The organism is Rhizobacter sp. (assembly GCF_031412075.1).
Lineage (GTDB): Bacteria > Pseudomonadota > Gammaproteobacteria > Burkholderiales > Burkholderiaceae_C > Rhizobacter.
Genome location: NZ_JANOCG010000125.1, coordinates 1 through 14,848, shown reverse-complemented (window position 1 = coordinate 14,848; position 14,848 = coordinate 1). Strand labels below are relative to the sequence as shown.

Below are 14,848 nucleotides of genomic sequence, written 5' to 3'. Positions count from 1 at the left end.
GATGCGTTCGGGGATGCGCTCGTGGTCGAAGTGGGTGATCTTCTCGCGCAGGATGAAGTCTTCCAGCAAGGCCGGCCCACGCAGCCCCGCCTTCAGCGAATGCTGGTTGTCGGCAATCGCCACGCCTTGGTTGGTGGTGAGGACCCGGGCGGAGCCGTCGGCGCGCACGCGGTCGAGTTGGCCAGCCGGGCACACGCCGGGGGCACCAGCGCTCCCGGTTTTGCCCGACGGGTTGGCCTCGCTCAAGGTGCTGGCCGTGGCGGCCTCAGAAGGCGGCTCGGCCGTGAGGCCCACAGGCGGGTTGGTGGCATTGAGACGGCCGAACTCCATCGACTTGTTGGCGTTGTATGGCACCGATGCAACCAGCGCCTGCACGTCCGCAGCCTGTTGGGCGAGTGGGTCGTCGGAGATGCGCGGGCCCGGGTTCGCGGGGCGCCCGCTGGTCTTGCGTGCGGCTGCCTTGGCTGCAACCTTGGCGGGAGGATGGGGGGCGGGCTTCTTCATGAAAAGCGGTCCTGTGTGAGGGTGGATGGGGCGCCAATGCGGCGACGCTGAAGCCTCATGGTGAATTGCACCGACAGCGCCTTCAGTCGTCGCAGATGAGGTTTTTGCGTAGGCCAATGCGCCGTCTGCGTCGAGCCTGTCAACGCCTCGCCGAGCTCCGATATGTGCAGCGATAAAGCGCGGACGTCAGCGGCGGAATCTGTGCCTGCGCAGGCATCAGCCGCGCCTGACAGACATGACCCAACCGCCGACCGGGTCGGCGAACTTCAAGTGCGTCGCTCAGGCAGGTGTGCGTGGCAAACGGATCGTGAACACCGTGCCCGCTTCGATCGAAGACTCCACCGTGATCGTGCCGCCATGGGCGAGTGCGATCTCGCGCACGATGAACAGGCCCAACCCCAGACTCGTCTTCGAGCGTTCGTGCGCCTGGGAACTGGCGTTCGGCGCCTGAACCAGGGGCTCGAAGATCGATTGCAAGGCGTCAGACGGAATCGGATCGCCCGAATTGCAGACCTTCAGAACGACCGCGTCGGCCTCACCGTCGGCGGTGAGCGAAACCGGTGAGTGCCGGTTGCCATGCTGGACGGCATTGCTCAACAGGTTTGACAGCGCCTGCTGCATGCGGGACGCGTCGGCCTGCAGACTCAGGTCGCCGGAGACGCGCTGCACGAACTGCTGCGTGGGGTTGCCGGCGCGAATGTCTTCGAGCGAGGCCTCGCACACCGGGCCCAGATCGCAGGCCGACCGCTCGATCGGCATGCCGGCGCCCAAGCGCGTGCGCGTGTACTCCAGCAGGTCGGTCACCAGGCGGGTCATGTCCAGCGAGGCGCGTTTGATGCGCGCAGCCGCCTGATGCCTGGCCTCGTCGGACAGGCCGGGTTTGGCGAGCAGCGACGCTGACATGCCGATGCCCATCAGCGGGCTGCGCAGATCATGGCCGAGCACGGCGAGAAACATGTCGCGCGAGGCACCCATTTCGCTGGAGTAACGCTGCACCGAATGGGCCAGTGCCTTGTCCATGCCTTCGTTGAATCGCATGATCTCCTCGATCGCGGAGGGCCCTGCTTCGGCCCCTTCAGACCGGTGCCATAACGCCATGACGCTGGCCCGCAAGGCACGAAACTCGGCAAACAGCTGCACCAGGTCGAAGCCCGCCATCTGCCGCAGCGCACCGTGCTCTGCCGCCGCGCTGGTGGTGGAGGCTTCGGTGGGAACAATGTCTTGCGCCTGTTCGGCGCGTTCCTGGTCGGAGTGCCGAAGCTCCAGGTCGGCCACGATGGCCAGCAGGATCTCGCGGCTGTGGTCGCGCAACGCGAGAGCCGTCATCGTCTGGCCTGCGGGCAGCTTCCTGGCAAAGGCCTCCCAGTCGGCGACGATCACGTCCAGGTTGTCCTTGATGAAGGCGCTGAGTTTCATGGACGGTTCCTGCAAAAGGGGGCGACGGGGCGCACGCTGTGAGAGCAGCAACCCGCCCCGCCATCATCGGAGCCGCCGCCTGCGCCGACTGTGCGCTACCACACCGACAGACACCCCTGGCATGTGCAAGCTTGCGTGCGGTACCGAACAGACATGCCTTGCAGCCGATGCGAATCTGAGCGATCGGCTCACACCAGGAAGTTTCTTCATGAGCGCTACGCCAGCCCCAGGACGACACCCTGCCCTGCGCGGCTTGCTTGGCACCCTCAAATCATGGTTGCAGGGTGGGCCGGGCGAGTTCGGGCCACCGAACCAAGAGCTTCCGACCGAACCTGCGAGGCCCGATGCGGATTTCTACGGCTCGGCCCGTGTGCTGGTGGTCGATGACGCCCTGGTGAACCTGATGGCCATCTCGGTGCTGATGGAGTCCCGGGGCATCGTGCCGCTGCTGGCAGCCGATGGCGCAGAAGCGGTGGCGCTGGCTTGTGAACTGCACTTCGACCTGATCCTGATGGATCTGCAAATGCCGATCCTCGACGGTCTGCGGGCCACCTCGGCGATCCGGCGCTTCGAGGCTCACAGTTCGCGCGCTCCGGTCCCTGTCGTTGCGTACTCCAGCACCTCGGTGGCTGCGGACACCCTGTCATCGCACGGGCTGAATGGCAGCCTGGCCAAGCCGTGCGGAGCTCGCGAGCTGGAGGCCTGCCTCGCCCAGTGGTGCCCGACCTATCGCTCGCCGTCGACGGTGCGCGGCGTTGCCCACGTCAATGGCGGCTGGCACGCGTCGAATCGCAATTCGGGGCCGCGTCGCGCGTCGCCAGGCTGACCTCTCAGGCCCACCCGGCATCAGGTTCGCCGCATGGCCTTGCGCTTATCGCAGCAGCGCCGCCGCACCGGCTACACAACTGAGACTGGCGATCAACGACAAGCGCCAGCGCATCGGCAGCCAGGCCTGCAGCTGGTAACGCGGATACAACACCCGGTCCACCACAAAGCAGGTCCACAGCAGGGCCGCCAACAACAACAGCCCCGGTGCCGGGTCCAACAGCAGCGCCACCCAGGCCAGCAGGCTCGGCAGCACGCCCCACAGCAGCGAAGACCGGGGCTGGGCCGTCCCCTCGCGCATCACCAATCCCCAATGAATGGCCCCCAGAAAGCTGGCGATGGTCGCGCCATACCCCAGCAGGGCCTTCGTCGCCAGCGACCCATCGTCTGGGCGCACGACCCAGAGCGCGGCTGCCAGGCCAACGAATGGAATCAGCCCGCCAAAGGCCAGCCGCCGGGCCCAAAGCGAAGGGCCTGCGTTGTTCGCCGTCATCATCAGTCTTCGTCCTTCAGCTGCGCCACAGCCGCTACTTCACGAGCGGCCGCACGGTCGTGAAACCGCCGTCCACCGCGATCACCTGCCCGGTGATGCGCACCGCGCCATCGCCGAGCAGCCAGGCCATCACGTCGGCCACCTGCTCGGCCGTTTGCACGCCGCCCAGCGGGTACTGCCGCCCGGCGCCCTCGCGCATGGCGGGCAGCTTCAGCATGCCGGCGGTCATCGGCGTCTCGGTCATGCCAGGGGCCACGGCATTGATGCGCAGGCCTTGTGCCGCATAGGTGGCCGCAGCGCTGCGCACCAGGGCTTCGACACCGCCCTTGGCCGCGGCAATCGCCTCGTGGTTGGCCACGCCGATGCGCGCCACCACCGAGCTCGCGAAAACAGCGGAGCCGGGCGCCCCCTGCAACGCTGCGATCCAGGCCTGCAGCATGAACACAGCGCTGTCGAGGTTGACGCGCATCACCTCGCGGTAGGCCTCGATGCGGGTCCGGTGCAGTGGCGCGATCAGCGTGCTGCCCACGCAATGCGCCAGCAGCGTCGGCGCGGCACCGAGCGCTTCCTGGCATGCGGCGATGGCCAATGCGGCGGCCTCGGGTGTGGTGGTGTCGGCGGCGATGCGAACGGCCGCCTCCACCTCGGCCAGGCGAGCGGCATCACGCCCCACCACGGCGACGCGGCAGCCCTGGGAATGCAACTGGTGCGCCAAGGCACGGCCGATGCCGCCGCTGGCACCGGTGATGAGGGCAATCGAGGTCATGGTGTGGGTTCCGAAGGTGAAGCTGGTGAGGTCGACGCGGTGCGTTGTGCCGGCGTCTCGATCGGTTCGGGCCGGGCTGCGCTGGACGCCCAGCGTTGCAACGTTGGCCGCCACCGCAGGAAAAGTTTGTAGGTGCACTCCATCACCCAGGCTGCACCTGGAACACGGCCGATCCGCGCCAACCAGCGCCAGCCCGGCAGCGCGGCCCACAGCGCCAGGAAGGCCTGCGCGCCGCTCAGCAGTTCACCGTGTCGACCGCGCACGTGAAAGCGCGCCATCAGTTGCTCGCGCGTGGTGCCCGGCGGCAGCGGCGACGCGGCGTCGCTGACATCGGTGAAACACACCGGCGAATCCGCCTGCAGAGGCTGCAGGCCCCGATAGATGCCAATCTCGCGACGGCACAAGGGGCACGCGCCGTCATACAGCACGGTCAGCGGCGGCGGCTCGTCGACGGGCTCAGTCACCATGCGGGCACCTCGTTGACGGCCAGCAGGTCGGCGGCCGAGTCGAGGCTGCGCGAGGCGCGAGCCCACCACTGCGAGAAGGAATCGCAACGCTGATCGACCGGTGGAAACAGCGCCGGCGCGGCCTCGCACCGGGCCCAGCGCGGCAACCAGGGTGCGAGGTGGGGTTCGGCGATGCTGCGCACGCTGCGGGCGCCTTTCAACGCGGCTGCGACGGCGGTGGCGTCACCATGCCACCGCTCGGTGGCGAGCTCGGCCATGCGGCTGCCTGCAAAGTGCCAGCGACGTTGGCTCCACGGCCAGGCGCGGTGAAAGTCGGCCACGAAGATGCCCACCACCACGGTGCCAGTGGGCAACGCGGCAGGCAGCTCACCCAGGCTCCACGGGTGCACGAGCCAGACGTCGCGGCCGGTGACGGCAGCAGCATCGGGGGCCGTCAAGCCAAGTGCTTCGGGCGGCTCTGTGCCCAGACCGGGCTCGATCAGCGGCGCTCTGCCAGGTGGCCCGTCGAGTGGGCCGTGCACGCGCGATGCGGGCTGCCGCGCCATGCGGTCGAGCTCTTCGTAAGACGCGTCGACCACCGTGCCGGGGCTGTGCCACGACTCGGGTGCGTAGCGGGCCACGTTGTCGGCGTTGAAGAGATAGGGCTTGCGGCTGCCGGTACCGGCCACCCACTGCCAGCTGAGGTGGTTGCTGGCGAGGTCGCCGTCGAGCAGGTGGCCGTAGAGCCAGTCGGCGCCGGCCCGCCAATGCACCTTGCGCACGTGCACCACGTAACTCGCCAGCCACATGCGCGCGTGGTTGTGCAGCATGCCTGTGGCATAGAGGGTGCGCACCGCCTCGTCGACCACCGGCACGCCGGTGCAACCCCGGCGGATATCGGCAGGCAGCTGGCGCTCGTAAGCGTCGTCGGGCAACGGGCCGGCGTGCAAGGACTGCGGGATGGCCTCGCCCCGGTGTTGCCACACATGGCGGAAGTAGGCACGCCAACCGAGCTCGAACACGAACTTGTGCTCCACGCTGAGCGCGTGGCGCGCGGACACGCCACGCAGCACGTCGGCCAGCGTCACCACGCCGTGGGTGATGTACGGCGACAGGCCACTCACGGCGCCCTGGAGTGAGTTGCGCGTGCGTGCATACACCGCCGGTCGCACGGCGGCGATGCGGGCGTGCGCGGCCGCGAGCGTGGGGGCGAAGGTTTCATCCATGAACGACACCCACCTCACCCCCACGGATGGCGGCTGCACGGTCGACCACTGCCTGCTTTTGTGCATCGGTCAGCCGCGCCACGTTTTTCACCTGCAGCGCCATGCGCGGGTTCTTGGCCAGCATCGGTTCGTGGCGCATGAGGAAATCCCAGTACAGCGTGGTGAACGGGCAGGCGCTGTCGCCGCTGCGCTGCGCCGGGTCATAGCGGCAGCCCTTGCAGTGCGGGCTCATGCGCTGGATGTATTTGCCGGTGGCGATGTAGGGCTTGCTGCCCATCACGCCGCCGTCGGCGTACTGGCTCATGCCCAGCGTGTTGGGCAACTCGACCCACTCCACCGCATCGACGTACACCGCCAGGTACCACGCGTGAACCTGCCTCGGCTGCACGCCGAACATCAACGCGAACAGGCCGGTGACCATCAGCCGCTGGATGTGGTTGGCGTAGCCGTGTGCAAGCGTTTGAGCCAGCGCGTCGCGCAGGCAGGCCATGTCGGTCGCACCGGTCCAGTACCACGCGGGCAGCTTCTCTTGCGCATCGAGCGCGTTGCGTTCCGCGTAGCCCGGCATCTGCGTCCAGTAGATGCCACGCACGTACTCGCGCCAACCGAGGATCTGGCGGATGAACCCTTCGACGCTCGCGAGCGGCGCGTGCCCCGCGTGAAGCGCCGCTTCGGCCGCAGCCACCACCTCGCGCGGGTTGAGCAGCTTCAGGTTGAGCGCGGCCGACAGGTGCGAGTGGTACAGCCACGGGTCGCCCGGCCACATCGCATCTTGATAACGGCCGAACGACGGCAGGCGCTGTTCGATGAACGCCTGCAAGGACTGCAGCGCCTGCTCGCGCGTGACAGGCCAGGCGAAGCCGTCCAGCTGACCCGGATGTTGGCCAAAGCGGGTGTTGACGAGTGCAATCACCTCGCGCGTGATCTCGTCGGGCTCGAAGGCCACGCGAGGCGGCACCTGGCCAGGGCCCGCAGCGTCGAAGGCCTCGCGGTTGTCGGCGTCGAAGTTCCACTGGCCGCCCACCGGCTCATCGCCCTGCATCAACACACGCTGCCGCTGGCGCTGCTCGCGGTAGAAGTACTCCATGCGCAAGGACTTGCGGCCTTTGGCATGCGCCGCGAACTCGCGCACGCTGACGAAAAAGTGGCGATCTTCGCGAATGTCCAGCGGCAAGCCGTTCGACTCCGCCAGACCCTTGATCACCTGCAGCACCCGCCAGTCGCCCGGCGCGGTCATCACCAGCTGGGCGGGCCGCAACCGCTCGATGTCGGCCTGCAGCTGCGCACCGAGGCTGCCTTGGTTGCCAGGCCCATCGAGATGGGTGTAGTGCAGCGCCCGGCCAGCCCCCTGCAGGGCCAGTGCGAAGTGGCGCATGGCCGACAGAAACACCGCCGTGCGCGGCTTGCTTGACCAGACGTGGGTCGACTCTTCGGCCACCTCGGCCATCCAGACGGCGTCGACACCCGTGTCGAAGCCATCGAACCCCGACGCGTCGAGATCGAGCTGGTCGCCCAGCACCACCACCAAGGAGCGCAACTCAGCCACGTGCGGCCTTGTTGCGCCGGCAGGCCTCGGAGCAGTACTTCACCTCGGCCCAGTTCTTGGCCCAGCGGCGGCGCCAGCTCATGGCCAACCCGCAGGCCGCGCAGGGCTTGCTGGGCAGTGCGGCCTTGTTGCCGCGAAAGCTGGCGCTGGGCAGCGTCATCGAGAAGCCTCGCGACCGGCCGGCCTGATCAGGCCTTCTTCGCCCAGGCGCTGCACCAGCCCGGTCCCGCGACCTGCTTGCCGGCGAACAGCGGGCAGCCACCTGCCTTGTCTGTGGCCTTGCCCTGGTAGAGCGCGCAGTTCGTGCAGTTCTGGCCAGCGGCGAATTTCGGGTACTTCTTGGTGTCCACCCGCTTGGCGTCGGCCACATAACCGAGCGCGGCGGCCTGGGGGTCCTTTTCGTCGACGAGCGCCTGGGCCTGCGCGCGGGTGGCAAGCGCTGCGCCAGAAGCGGCCAGCGTCATCAGAAAAACACGGCGAGGAAGGTGAAGGTTCATGTGGAACTCCTTGGGGTGGGTGAATGTGAAAAACGGTCAAGCGACGAGTCGCCGGCCTTCTTGATGAGCCGCTGCGTCGCAGCCGCCACCGTGCATTAACGCCGAAAACAGCGCCTGTGCCGACAACCAGGCGCCTTCGACACCCGAGCCGCCGAAAAAATCGCCGCAGACGCCCAGGCCCAGGGAGGCGTCCCACCAGCAGGGCTCGGCGGCTGCGACCCGTTGCGCTTGCGGCAGCGCGTAGCGCCAGCGGTGCACCACGCAGTGATGCCAGTCGACTGGCTGGCCCAGGCTGTCAGCCAGTGCGGCCTGCATCTGCTGCAACACCCACTCGGGCGATTGTTCGAGGTGGCGCCGGCTCCAGCCTGCGCGGGCATGCACCACCCAATGCGCCTGCCCGGGCACACGTGCCCGGCCCGGGCGCGCGTCATTGCGCATCACCCAGGCCAGGGGGCCTGTGGGTGGGCGGGACACGTCCCAGCGTTCAGCGTCAGCGGCGGCCTGCTCGGGCTCGCTCGAAACGCCCATGAGCGTCCAGCACGGCTGCATGGGCGCGACAGACGCGCGCCGTGCCCAATCAAGGCGATGAGGGCTGAGCAAAGGCGCCGCTTGCGCGGGCGGCACCGCCAGCAAGACAGCGTCGAACAGCGTGCCGTGGCGTTTGCCTGCGGTTGACAGTTGCCAGCCGAGCGGGCTCTTGTGCACGGCGTCGACGGCATAAGACCACGTGACCGCTCCCCGATCCAGCAGGCGGCGACACAGCTCGGGCATGTCTGGCACAGGCACATGCAGGCGTGGGCCACCGTCGAGAGGCAAGCTGCCGCTGGCCAACACCGGCGACCACGAGGCCAACCACCCCGCATGCAAGGCGTGTTCGACGAAAGTTTGAAAAGCCTCTGATCGGGCGGTGAGGCCCACGGCGCCGTGGTCGAGCCGTGTCGTGCAGGCCTGACCCTGTCGGTCAACCCATTCAAGCCGCCGGGTGGCCAGGCGACCACCGGGACCCCGCGACTTGTCGAACACATGCACCGCGTGCCCGGCCTGCGTCAGCGCACGCGCGCAGGCGGCCCCGGCGATGCCGGCGCCAATCACCGCCACTTGCTGAGCTTTGCTGGTTTTCACAGCCGCGATACTAGATACTTCCGACTCATAACGTATTCATCAACCATAAACACCTTGCTGAATCTCTGACAATCCGAGTCAAACCAGAGTCAATCACGGAAATCCACATGAATCAGCGCAAATCGGCGCAATTGCCAACCCAGCCGCCAACCGAGCCCCCGGCCGACACGGCGCACACCTCGCACCGCAGCGGCGCCGTGGCGCGCATGCTGCGCATGCCGGTGGCGACGCTGCGCATCTGGGAACGCCGCTACGGCCTGACGCAGCCCGAGCTGTCGCCCAGCGGCCAGAGGCTTTATTCGGCAGACGACGTGCGGCGGCTCGCGCTGATCAAGCAGCTCACCGAGCTGGGCCACGCCATCGGGAGCCTCGCGTCGCTGGACATGCCGCAGTTGCAACACGTGGCATCGACGCACGCGAGCGCGCTGGCGTCCACGCAGCCGGGCGCGCGTTCAGCAGCCGCCAGTTCATCGCCTGTTCGCGTCTGGCGGCTGGTGGTCATTGGCGCTGCGCTGGGCTCGCGGCTGCGACGGCCCGCGCTGCTGCGCCGGCTGGGCCGGCCGGTGGAGTTGCTGGGGCCGTTCGACAACATCGCGCAGGCGGTTGCCGCTTTGGAGGGTTCGGACTTGGACGCCGTGCTGATCCATCAGCCGCAGCTGCACGAAGCTTCGCTGGTGTCCATCGACGCTGCGGCACCGACCTTGGCCAGGGTGCCAAGGGCCGTGCTCTACCGCTTTGCGGCCGACCCCGTGTGCGAAGCCATGGCCAATGCCGGAACAGCCCTGCTGCGCGAGCCGCAACCCGACGCGGTGCTGGCGCAGTGGCTCAACAGCCTGATGATGACAAGCAGGCCGCCACAACCCGCGACGGACGAGCCCATACCACCACGCCGCTGGGACGATGCAGCCCTGGCCGACTTTGCGGGCCTGTCATCGACGATTGCCTGCGAGTGCCCGCGCCATGTGGCCGAGCTGCTGGTGCAGTTGTCGCACTTCGAGTCTTACAGCGCCCAGTGCGAGCACCGCAGCAAAGCCGATGCCGAGCTGCACGCCTACCTGAGGCGAGTCGCGGCCGGCTCGCGCGCACGTTTCGAGTCAGCGCTCGAACACGTGGCCTTGCACGAGGGCTTGATCCTGCCGCCTCAAACCTCTCCCGATGGCACCACGGCGCAAGCCACCGCCAGCTCGTCAAAGAGACGCTGATGCAGCCCGAATGACAACCTGGCCTCGCTGACCAGGGCGTCGACCTGCCGGTCATCGGCGGGCACCACCGCCAGGCCGGCCCGAAACGCCTGCGTCAACTCTTTGGTGGCGAGTGCATCGCCGAAGTCGTAGAAGGCAACCGCAGCGGCACCCTCGCGGTAGACGCTCTTCTTGACGATGTTGCTCAGCATCTGCCCGCCGCTCAGGTCGCCGAGGTAGCGCACATAAGCATGCGCCAACAAGAGATCGGGCTTTGACACATCGAGCTCGCGCAAGCGTTCGACATAAACCACCGCGGCCGGCTGCAGCACCAGCTCATTGGCCCAGTGCGCACCGTGCAGCGCAGCCAGGTCGTGTGCCAGCGCGCGCGCGCGCCACAACGAAGGCAGGTAGATCGGCGCGATGGTGGGGCGATGCGCATGCCGTTCGAGCGCGGGCTCGAGCGCGGCGTACACCGCATGCAGGTTTCGCAGCAGCGCGCAATACGCCGGCCGCTCCATGCGAGCGCGCAGCAGCGCAGCCATGAACACGCTGCGCTCGGCCGACGTGTGCAGCGCGCGGGTCTCGTTCTTCAGCCGTTCGGCGAGGGGGGCGTTCAAGCAGGGCTCCATGACAAGGGGTGTCCCCATCATAGGTAGGAGCCGCGCCTGACCCCTCGCACCTGCTACTTCACCGCCTCCGGCACCGCCGGTGTCACGGCGGCTCGCACGCCCCCCAGCTCAGGGTGCGTGGCCAGCATCTTGGCGCCATACAAGGGCTTGTATGCGCCCTGGTGGCAGGTGGCGCAGTTGGCCTTCGGCGCGTCGCCGGTCGGCCCCAGGCGGTTGGCCGGGTACACGCCCGCCAGTGGCGTGAGGTACTGCGAATTCAGGTCACGTGTCATGCGGATGCCGTACCACGCGGTGCCGCGCTGCGGCGTGCTCGAGTCCCAGTCTGCAAACGAGCGGGTGTTGTGGCAGAAGGTGCAGTTCACGCCCAGCGACTGCGACATGTGCATCATCAACCCGTAGGTGTATTCGGTCTGCTTGGTCGACTGGCGGTTGCCGTTGGGCAGCGCCGAGTTGCCGATCACGCGGATCTCGTTCACCTGCTCGAGGTAGGGCGTGAACGGGTCGCCCGGCAGCGAGGCCAGTGCCACCGAATAGGCCGGCGCGTTCTGGCCGGCACGGCTGCCGAGCATGCGCGAGGCCTGTTTGTCGGCCTCGGGTGCAAACCAGATGTTGGCCGGCACGTTCTGCCCCCGGTGGCAGGTGTAGCAGGTGACGCCGGTGTCGGCGACGTGGGTCTTCCAGTCGGTGTTGATGTGGCGCGTCATCTCCAGCATGCGACGCGCAACGACCTTGGTGTAGAGCGTGTCGAGGGAGAAGTCTTCGCCGGCCTTGTGGCAGTAGGTGCATCCCTGGTCGGGCGAGACCCAGGCCGTCATCGAGACCATCAAGCGCGTGAACTCGCCCACACTGAGGTCGCCCACGACCTTGACGTTCTTGAACACGGTCGACGCTGCCGGGCCGCCCGGCGCCGCAGGCGGCGTATCGACCGGCGGGGTGTTGGCGGCCAACTGCTCGGCGACGAGGCGCGGGTTGTAGACCTGCTCCATGCCGGTGCCGCGGTAGCCGCTCTGCACGGTGTCGATCGGCGGGCGTTCGCAGCCGGCGAGGAGCGCCGCCGCCAAGAGCGCAGCGCAGGTGCTGATGAATCGCTTCATGGCTTGACTCCCTGCAAGAGCGACGGGTCGGCCACCGGCGCGAACACCGCCGGGTAGACCGGTGCCACACCGTGTTTCACGGCCCACAGGTACCAGTTGTCGACCACCGTGCCGGTGAGCAGGATGCCGATGCCACCGACAAGCGGGCACAGCACCGCAAACCACCAGCCCCAGCGGTGGATCGATTCCATCGTCGCGTTGAAACCCATCGTCCAGCGCCAGAACAGCGCGGCGCGCTCGCTCGCCGTGCCACGGTCGACGATCTGCTCGATCTCGCGCTCGCCACCGAAGCGGCTCACCGCCAGGATGGTGGCGCCGTGCATGGCGAACAGCAGCGTCGCGCCATACAGGAAGGCGATCGACAGCATGTGGAAGGGGTTGTAGAACAGGTTGCCGTAGCGAATGGAGAACGCCGCCGTCCAGTCGAGGTGCGGGAAGATGCCGAAGGGCACCGCCTCGCCCCACGATCCCATCAGGATCGGGCGGATGAAGCCCAGCACCAGCATCAGCCAGATCGCCGCCGCGAAGGCCCACGCGATGTGGGTGCCCATGCCGAGCGCGCGAGCCCGGCGGTACATGCGCACCCACCACAGCAGCACCGAGGCCGTCATGAAAAAGCCGGCCATCAGCCACCAGCCGCCTTCGTTGAGCGGCGGGAACAGCATCAGCCCCAGGCTGGGTGGCGGCGGCTCGAGCCCCAGCCACGGCAACTGACGCACGAACTGGACCGGGTCCCAGTTGACCGAGGCCAGCATGTTCAGCCCGATGATCTCGATGCAGATGAACATGCACAGCGCCGAGGCGAGGCCGAACCAGCCGAGGTAGATCGGGCCGACCTGCGCGTCGCCCAATTTGCCCAGCCAGTGCACGTGCACGGCCGGGCCCTCGCGCTCGTTGTTGCCTTGTGCCAGCGGCACGCCGGCATAGGCAGGCGCAATGGCCTGAACGCGGGTGAAGATGTTCTGGTATTCAGCCATCAGGGTCTCCTTGGGCTGTGTTCAAACTTCGGACTGAAGAAGCGCCGGGCCGCCCCAAGCTTCTTCGCTCCCCTCGGGGGGCGGGCGACGCATCGCGGCGACCTTGGGGCCATCGTTACCTCCATATGGGCAGGTTCAGCCACCAGCTCCACCACTCGGGCCAGCCACGGGTCCAGAAGGGGCCGCTGATGACGATGCACACGGCGCTCCAGAAGCCCGCCGACAAGGCCAGGAAGAGGCCGAGGCGGTGAATGCCCAAGGTGCCGATCGAGTAGCCGATGGTGTCGCGAAAGAAAGTGTTCTCATGCTCGGCAGATTTCACCGTCTCGCCCTTGGGCGGGTTGGTGGCCGACAGGATCAGGCCGCCGTGCAGCGACAGTGCAAACACCGTCGCAAAGAAGAAGCTCACCCCCAGCATGTGGGCCGGGTTGTAGTGAAAGTGCAGGTACTGGTAGCCGGTGTTCGACACCCAGTCGAGGTGGCTCATGATCCCGTAGGGAAAGCCGTGCCCCCAGGCGCCAAGCAACACCGGGCGGATCACCACCAGCGTCACATACGCCAGGATCGCCACCGCGAATGCAAACGGCACGTGGTAGCCGATGCCGAGCTTTCGACAGATCTCAACCTCTCGCAGCGCCCACGACACGAACGAGCCGATGGCACACACCGTGATCAGCTGCCACAGCCCGCCCTCCATCAGCGGCGCCATGCCCAGACCGTATTTCAGGTCGGGTGGCGCGATCGAGATCTGCCACAGGTTCCAGGTGGGCCCCTGCGATGCACCCCACACGATCAGCAGCGTGCCGACCGTTGCGAAGAACAGCGTGGTCACGCCAAAAAAGCCGACGTAGAACGGGCCAACCCAGAAATCGAACAGGTCGCCTCCGGTCAGCGTTCCGCCACGGACACGGTACTTGCGTTCAAAACTCAGCATCGACATGATCGCCCCCAGGGTCGGTGCGCGCCCGTTGCCGGCGCGCGCACCTACAGACTCGTTGCAACGAACAGGTGCGGTGCGTCACGCCGCGCCCTGCCCGCTTCCACCAAGCTCGCTTGCGCTACTTGGCCGCCGGTGCTGTGGCAGGTGCCGGCATCGGTGACATCTGACTGGCCACCGGGGCCGCTTTGCGCGGTCCTTCGAGCCAGTTGAAACGGTCGGTGCTGAGCAAGATGAAATGAATCACCAGGGCCAGCACAAACAGGAACGTGAACAGGGCGATCAACGTCCTGCGCGGGTCGAAAAGCATCCAGATACGCCACATGTTGTTTCCTCCTATGCGGTGAATGCGAGACTGATCGCCGCCATCGCGACATCCTTGGCGTCATGGACGATCGCGGCATAACCGCTCGCGCCCGGCAGCCACGGCCGCCATTGCCACGCCAGGAAGTGCGCGACGACCGCAATCACCGTGAAGATGATGAAGCTCGTCATGAAGATCCCGTGGAACTCCTTCGCTTCCTGATCCGTCAATCCGGACAGGGAGCCTTGCCTGCTGTCAGCCATGCTCTACTCCTTCTGGGCCAGGTCGGCCCCTTGTGGCCTTTCGGCCATTACCGCGAAATACCCCCGCGGCGGGGTTTGCTGCGGCCGGAGCTGCGGCAAATCGATCGGGGCCACGGCGTTCATGCCGGCTCCCCTTGTCTGAGTGCGTCGCGCGACTTCGCCACGCGCGCTGCCGTGACACGTGCTTCGCCTTCGCGCTTGGCGTCGCGCTCGGCGCGGTCGCGCAATCGTTTGGCGGCCGAGATCTGCACCAGCACCGGTTCGGTCTCGACGAATTCGCCGAGGAGTTGCTGTGCGTCGTCGTCCCACGGCCGTGCGGGTTCATCGCTCAAGCGGGCAGGCGTCGGGTCCACCTTGTCCAGGTCGGTGCCGAGCGGCAGGATGTGGAACAACGCATCGAACAGCGCGTTGCAGAACTCCTGCACCAGGTAGGTCGCACCCGCGTAGCCCATGAAGGGCGTGCCGGTGTGGCGGCGAATGATCGGCAGCGGGAACGACGCGGGGATGAAGCTTGTCTTCATCATGCCGCCCCCGCCGCACTCGGCGAGGTACATGCGCTCGTTGTAGCTGCCGTACAAGACGAGTGGCGTTTTCTCCTTGGTGAGGCGCCGCACTTCGT

Annotated in this window: 18 protein-coding genes and 1 pseudogene; 2 read left to right on the top strand and 17 right to left on the bottom strand. The window is 67.2% G+C overall.

Annotated elements, in window-relative coordinates; translation table 11 throughout:
- Both RMO40_RS04505 and RMO40_RS04500 read right to left on the bottom strand, forming a co-directional pair.
- Positions 1 to 504: catalase (locus tag RMO40_RS04505; RefSeq protein WP_309716897.1), on the bottom strand; the 504-nt coding region annotated here is incomplete at its 3' end.
- A 279-nt stretch (positions 505 to 783) separates the two neighbouring features.
- Entirely contained in the window at positions 784 to 1,920 is a 1,137-nt protein-coding gene (locus RMO40_RS04500) for a HAMP domain-containing sensor histidine kinase (protein ID WP_309716894.1), read from the bottom strand.
- 253 nt (positions 1,921 to 2,173) lie between these two features.
- Between RMO40_RS04500 and RMO40_RS04495 the strand changes: the two genes are divergently transcribed.
- Entirely contained in the window at positions 2,174 to 2,746 is a 573-nt protein-coding gene (locus RMO40_RS04495) for a response regulator (RefSeq protein ID WP_309716891.1), read from the top strand.
- Between the two features lie 45 nt (positions 2,747 to 2,791).
- Here RMO40_RS04495 and RMO40_RS04490 read toward each other — a convergent pair whose 3' ends face one another.
- The 8 genes from RMO40_RS04490 to RMO40_RS04455 are packed head-to-tail and all read right to left on the bottom strand — an operon-like array spanning position 2,792 to position 8,841.
- Positions 2,792 to 3,238, bottom strand: a complete 447-nt coding sequence (locus RMO40_RS04490) for a DUF3429 domain-containing protein (RefSeq protein WP_309716888.1) — start codon at positions 3,236 to 3,238, stop codon at positions 2,792 to 2,794.
- Between the two features lie 34 nt (positions 3,239 to 3,272).
- Positions 3,273 to 4,004, bottom strand: a complete 732-nt coding sequence (locus RMO40_RS04485) for an SDR family oxidoreductase (RefSeq protein WP_309716885.1) — start codon at positions 4,002 to 4,004, stop codon at positions 3,273 to 3,275.
- Positions 4,001 to 4,471: a DUF393 domain-containing protein gene (locus tag RMO40_RS04480; protein ID WP_309716883.1), complete on the bottom strand. Its 471-nt coding sequence runs from the start codon at positions 4,469 to 4,471 to the stop codon at positions 4,001 to 4,003. Before RMO40_RS04480 ends, RMO40_RS04485 begins: the two co-directional genes overlap by 4 nt.
- The gene (locus RMO40_RS04475) at positions 4,465 to 5,676 is read right to left on the bottom strand and encodes an FAD-binding domain-containing protein (protein ID WP_309716881.1); all 1,212 of its coding nucleotides are present in this window, start codon (positions 5,674 to 5,676) and stop codon (positions 4,465 to 4,467) included. The genes RMO40_RS04480 and RMO40_RS04475 overlap by 7 nt, the downstream gene beginning before the upstream one ends.
- Positions 5,669 to 7,222, bottom strand: coding sequence for a cryptochrome/photolyase family protein (locus tag RMO40_RS04470; protein WP_309716879.1), 1,554 nt, complete (start codon positions 7,220 to 7,222; stop codon positions 5,669 to 5,671). Before RMO40_RS04470 ends, RMO40_RS04475 begins: the two co-directional genes overlap by 8 nt.
- Positions 7,215 to 7,382, bottom strand: a complete 168-nt coding sequence (locus RMO40_RS04465) for a DUF2256 domain-containing protein (RefSeq protein ID WP_309716877.1) — start codon at positions 7,380 to 7,382, stop codon at positions 7,215 to 7,217. Before RMO40_RS04465 ends, RMO40_RS04470 begins: the two co-directional genes overlap by 8 nt.
- 28 nt (positions 7,383 to 7,410) lie before the next feature.
- Positions 7,411 to 7,719: a high-potential iron-sulfur protein gene (locus RMO40_RS04460; RefSeq protein WP_309716875.1), complete on the bottom strand. Its 309-nt coding sequence runs from the start codon at positions 7,717 to 7,719 to the stop codon at positions 7,411 to 7,413.
- A 36-nt stretch (positions 7,720 to 7,755) separates the two neighbouring features.
- The gene (locus tag RMO40_RS04455; protein WP_309716873.1) at positions 7,756 to 8,841 is read right to left on the bottom strand and encodes an FAD-dependent oxidoreductase; all 1,086 of its coding nucleotides are present in this window, start codon (positions 8,839 to 8,841) and stop codon (positions 7,756 to 7,758) included.
- Between the two features lie 107 nt (positions 8,842 to 8,948).
- Between RMO40_RS04455 and RMO40_RS04450 the strand changes: the two genes are divergently transcribed.
- Positions 8,949 to 10,043, top strand: coding sequence for a MerR family transcriptional regulator (locus tag RMO40_RS04450; RefSeq protein WP_309716869.1), 1,095 nt, complete (start codon positions 8,949 to 8,951; stop codon positions 10,041 to 10,043).
- Here the strand turns inward: RMO40_RS04450 and RMO40_RS04445 are convergent.
- From RMO40_RS04445 to RMO40_RS04415, 7 genes and pseudogenes are all read right to left on the bottom strand, one after another.
- Positions 9,983 to 10,642, bottom strand: a complete 660-nt coding sequence (locus RMO40_RS04445; protein ID WP_309716866.1) for a biliverdin-producing heme oxygenase — start codon at positions 10,640 to 10,642, stop codon at positions 9,983 to 9,985. The two genes, RMO40_RS04450 and RMO40_RS04445, sit on opposite strands and share 61 nt — an antisense overlap.
- A 65-nt stretch (positions 10,643 to 10,707) precedes the next feature.
- Entirely contained in the window at positions 10,708 to 11,748 is a 1,041-nt protein-coding gene (gene pufC / locus RMO40_RS04440; RefSeq protein WP_309716863.1) for a photosynthetic reaction center cytochrome PufC, read from the bottom strand.
- Entirely contained in the window at positions 11,745 to 12,725 is a 981-nt protein-coding gene (pufM, locus tag RMO40_RS04435) for a photosynthetic reaction center subunit M (RefSeq protein WP_309716861.1), read from the bottom strand. The genes pufC and pufM overlap by 4 nt, the downstream gene beginning before the upstream one ends.
- A 115-nt stretch (positions 12,726 to 12,840) precedes the next feature.
- Positions 12,841 to 13,665: a photosynthetic reaction center subunit L gene (gene pufL / locus RMO40_RS04430; RefSeq protein ID WP_309716858.1), complete on the bottom strand. Its 825-nt coding sequence runs from the start codon at positions 13,663 to 13,665 to the stop codon at positions 12,841 to 12,843.
- A 118-nt stretch (positions 13,666 to 13,783) separates the two neighbouring features.
- Positions 13,784 to 13,987, bottom strand: coding sequence for a light-harvesting antenna LH1, alpha subunit (pufA, locus tag RMO40_RS04425; RefSeq protein ID WP_309716856.1), 204 nt, complete (start codon positions 13,985 to 13,987; stop codon positions 13,784 to 13,786).
- 11 nt (positions 13,988 to 13,998) lie between these two features.
- Positions 13,999 to 14,229, bottom strand: coding sequence for a light-harvesting antenna LH1, beta subunit (gene pufB, locus RMO40_RS04420; protein WP_309716853.1), 231 nt, complete (start codon positions 14,227 to 14,229; stop codon positions 13,999 to 14,001).
- A gap of 119 nt (positions 14,230 to 14,348) precedes the next feature.
- Positions 14,349 to 14,848 (bottom strand): annotated as a pseudogene (locus RMO40_RS04415) (chlorophyllide a reductase subunit Z); the annotation flags it as partial.

Bases quoted from the DNA above. Each gene is read 5' to 3' on its own strand.
- RMO40_RS04500 (WP_309716894.1), bottom strand. From the start codon at position 1,920: ATGAAACTCAGCGCCTTCATCAAGGACAACCTGGACGTGATCGTCGCC.
- RMO40_RS04490 (WP_309716888.1), bottom strand. From the start codon at position 3,238: ATGACGGCGAACAACGCAGGCCCTTCGCTTTGGGCCCGGCGGCTGGCC.
- RMO40_RS04485 (WP_309716885.1), bottom strand. From the start codon at position 4,004: ATGACCTCGATTGCCCTCATCACCGGTGCCAGCGGCGGCATCGGCCGT.
- RMO40_RS04480 (WP_309716883.1), bottom strand. From the start codon at position 4,471: ATGGTGACTGAGCCCGTCGACGAGCCGCCGCCGCTGACCGTGCTGTAT.
- RMO40_RS04475 (WP_309716881.1), bottom strand. From the start codon at position 5,676: ATGGATGAAACCTTCGCCCCCACGCTCGCGGCCGCGCACGCCCGCATC.
- RMO40_RS04465 (WP_309716877.1), bottom strand. From the start codon at position 7,382: ATGACGCTGCCCAGCGCCAGCTTTCGCGGCAACAAGGCCGCACTGCCC.
- RMO40_RS04460 (WP_309716875.1), bottom strand. From the start codon at position 7,719: ATGAACCTTCACCTTCCTCGCCGTGTTTTTCTGATGACGCTGGCCGCT.
- RMO40_RS04450 (WP_309716869.1), top strand. From the start codon at position 8,949: ATGAATCAGCGCAAATCGGCGCAATTGCCAACCCAGCCGCCAACCGAG.
- pufC (WP_309716863.1), bottom strand. From the start codon at position 11,748: ATGAAGCGATTCATCAGCACCTGCGCTGCGCTCTTGGCGGCGGCGCTC.
- pufM (WP_309716861.1), bottom strand. From the start codon at position 12,725: ATGGCTGAATACCAGAACATCTTCACCCGCGTTCAGGCCATTGCGCCT.
- pufL (WP_309716858.1), bottom strand. From the start codon at position 13,665: ATGTCGATGCTGAGTTTTGAACGCAAGTACCGTGTCCGTGGCGGAACG.
- pufA (WP_309716856.1), bottom strand. From the start codon at position 13,987: ATGTGGCGTATCTGGATGCTTTTCGACCCGCGCAGGACGTTGATCGCC.
- pufB (WP_309716853.1), bottom strand. From the start codon at position 14,229: ATGGCTGACAGCAGGCAAGGCTCCCTGTCCGGATTGACGGATCAGGAA.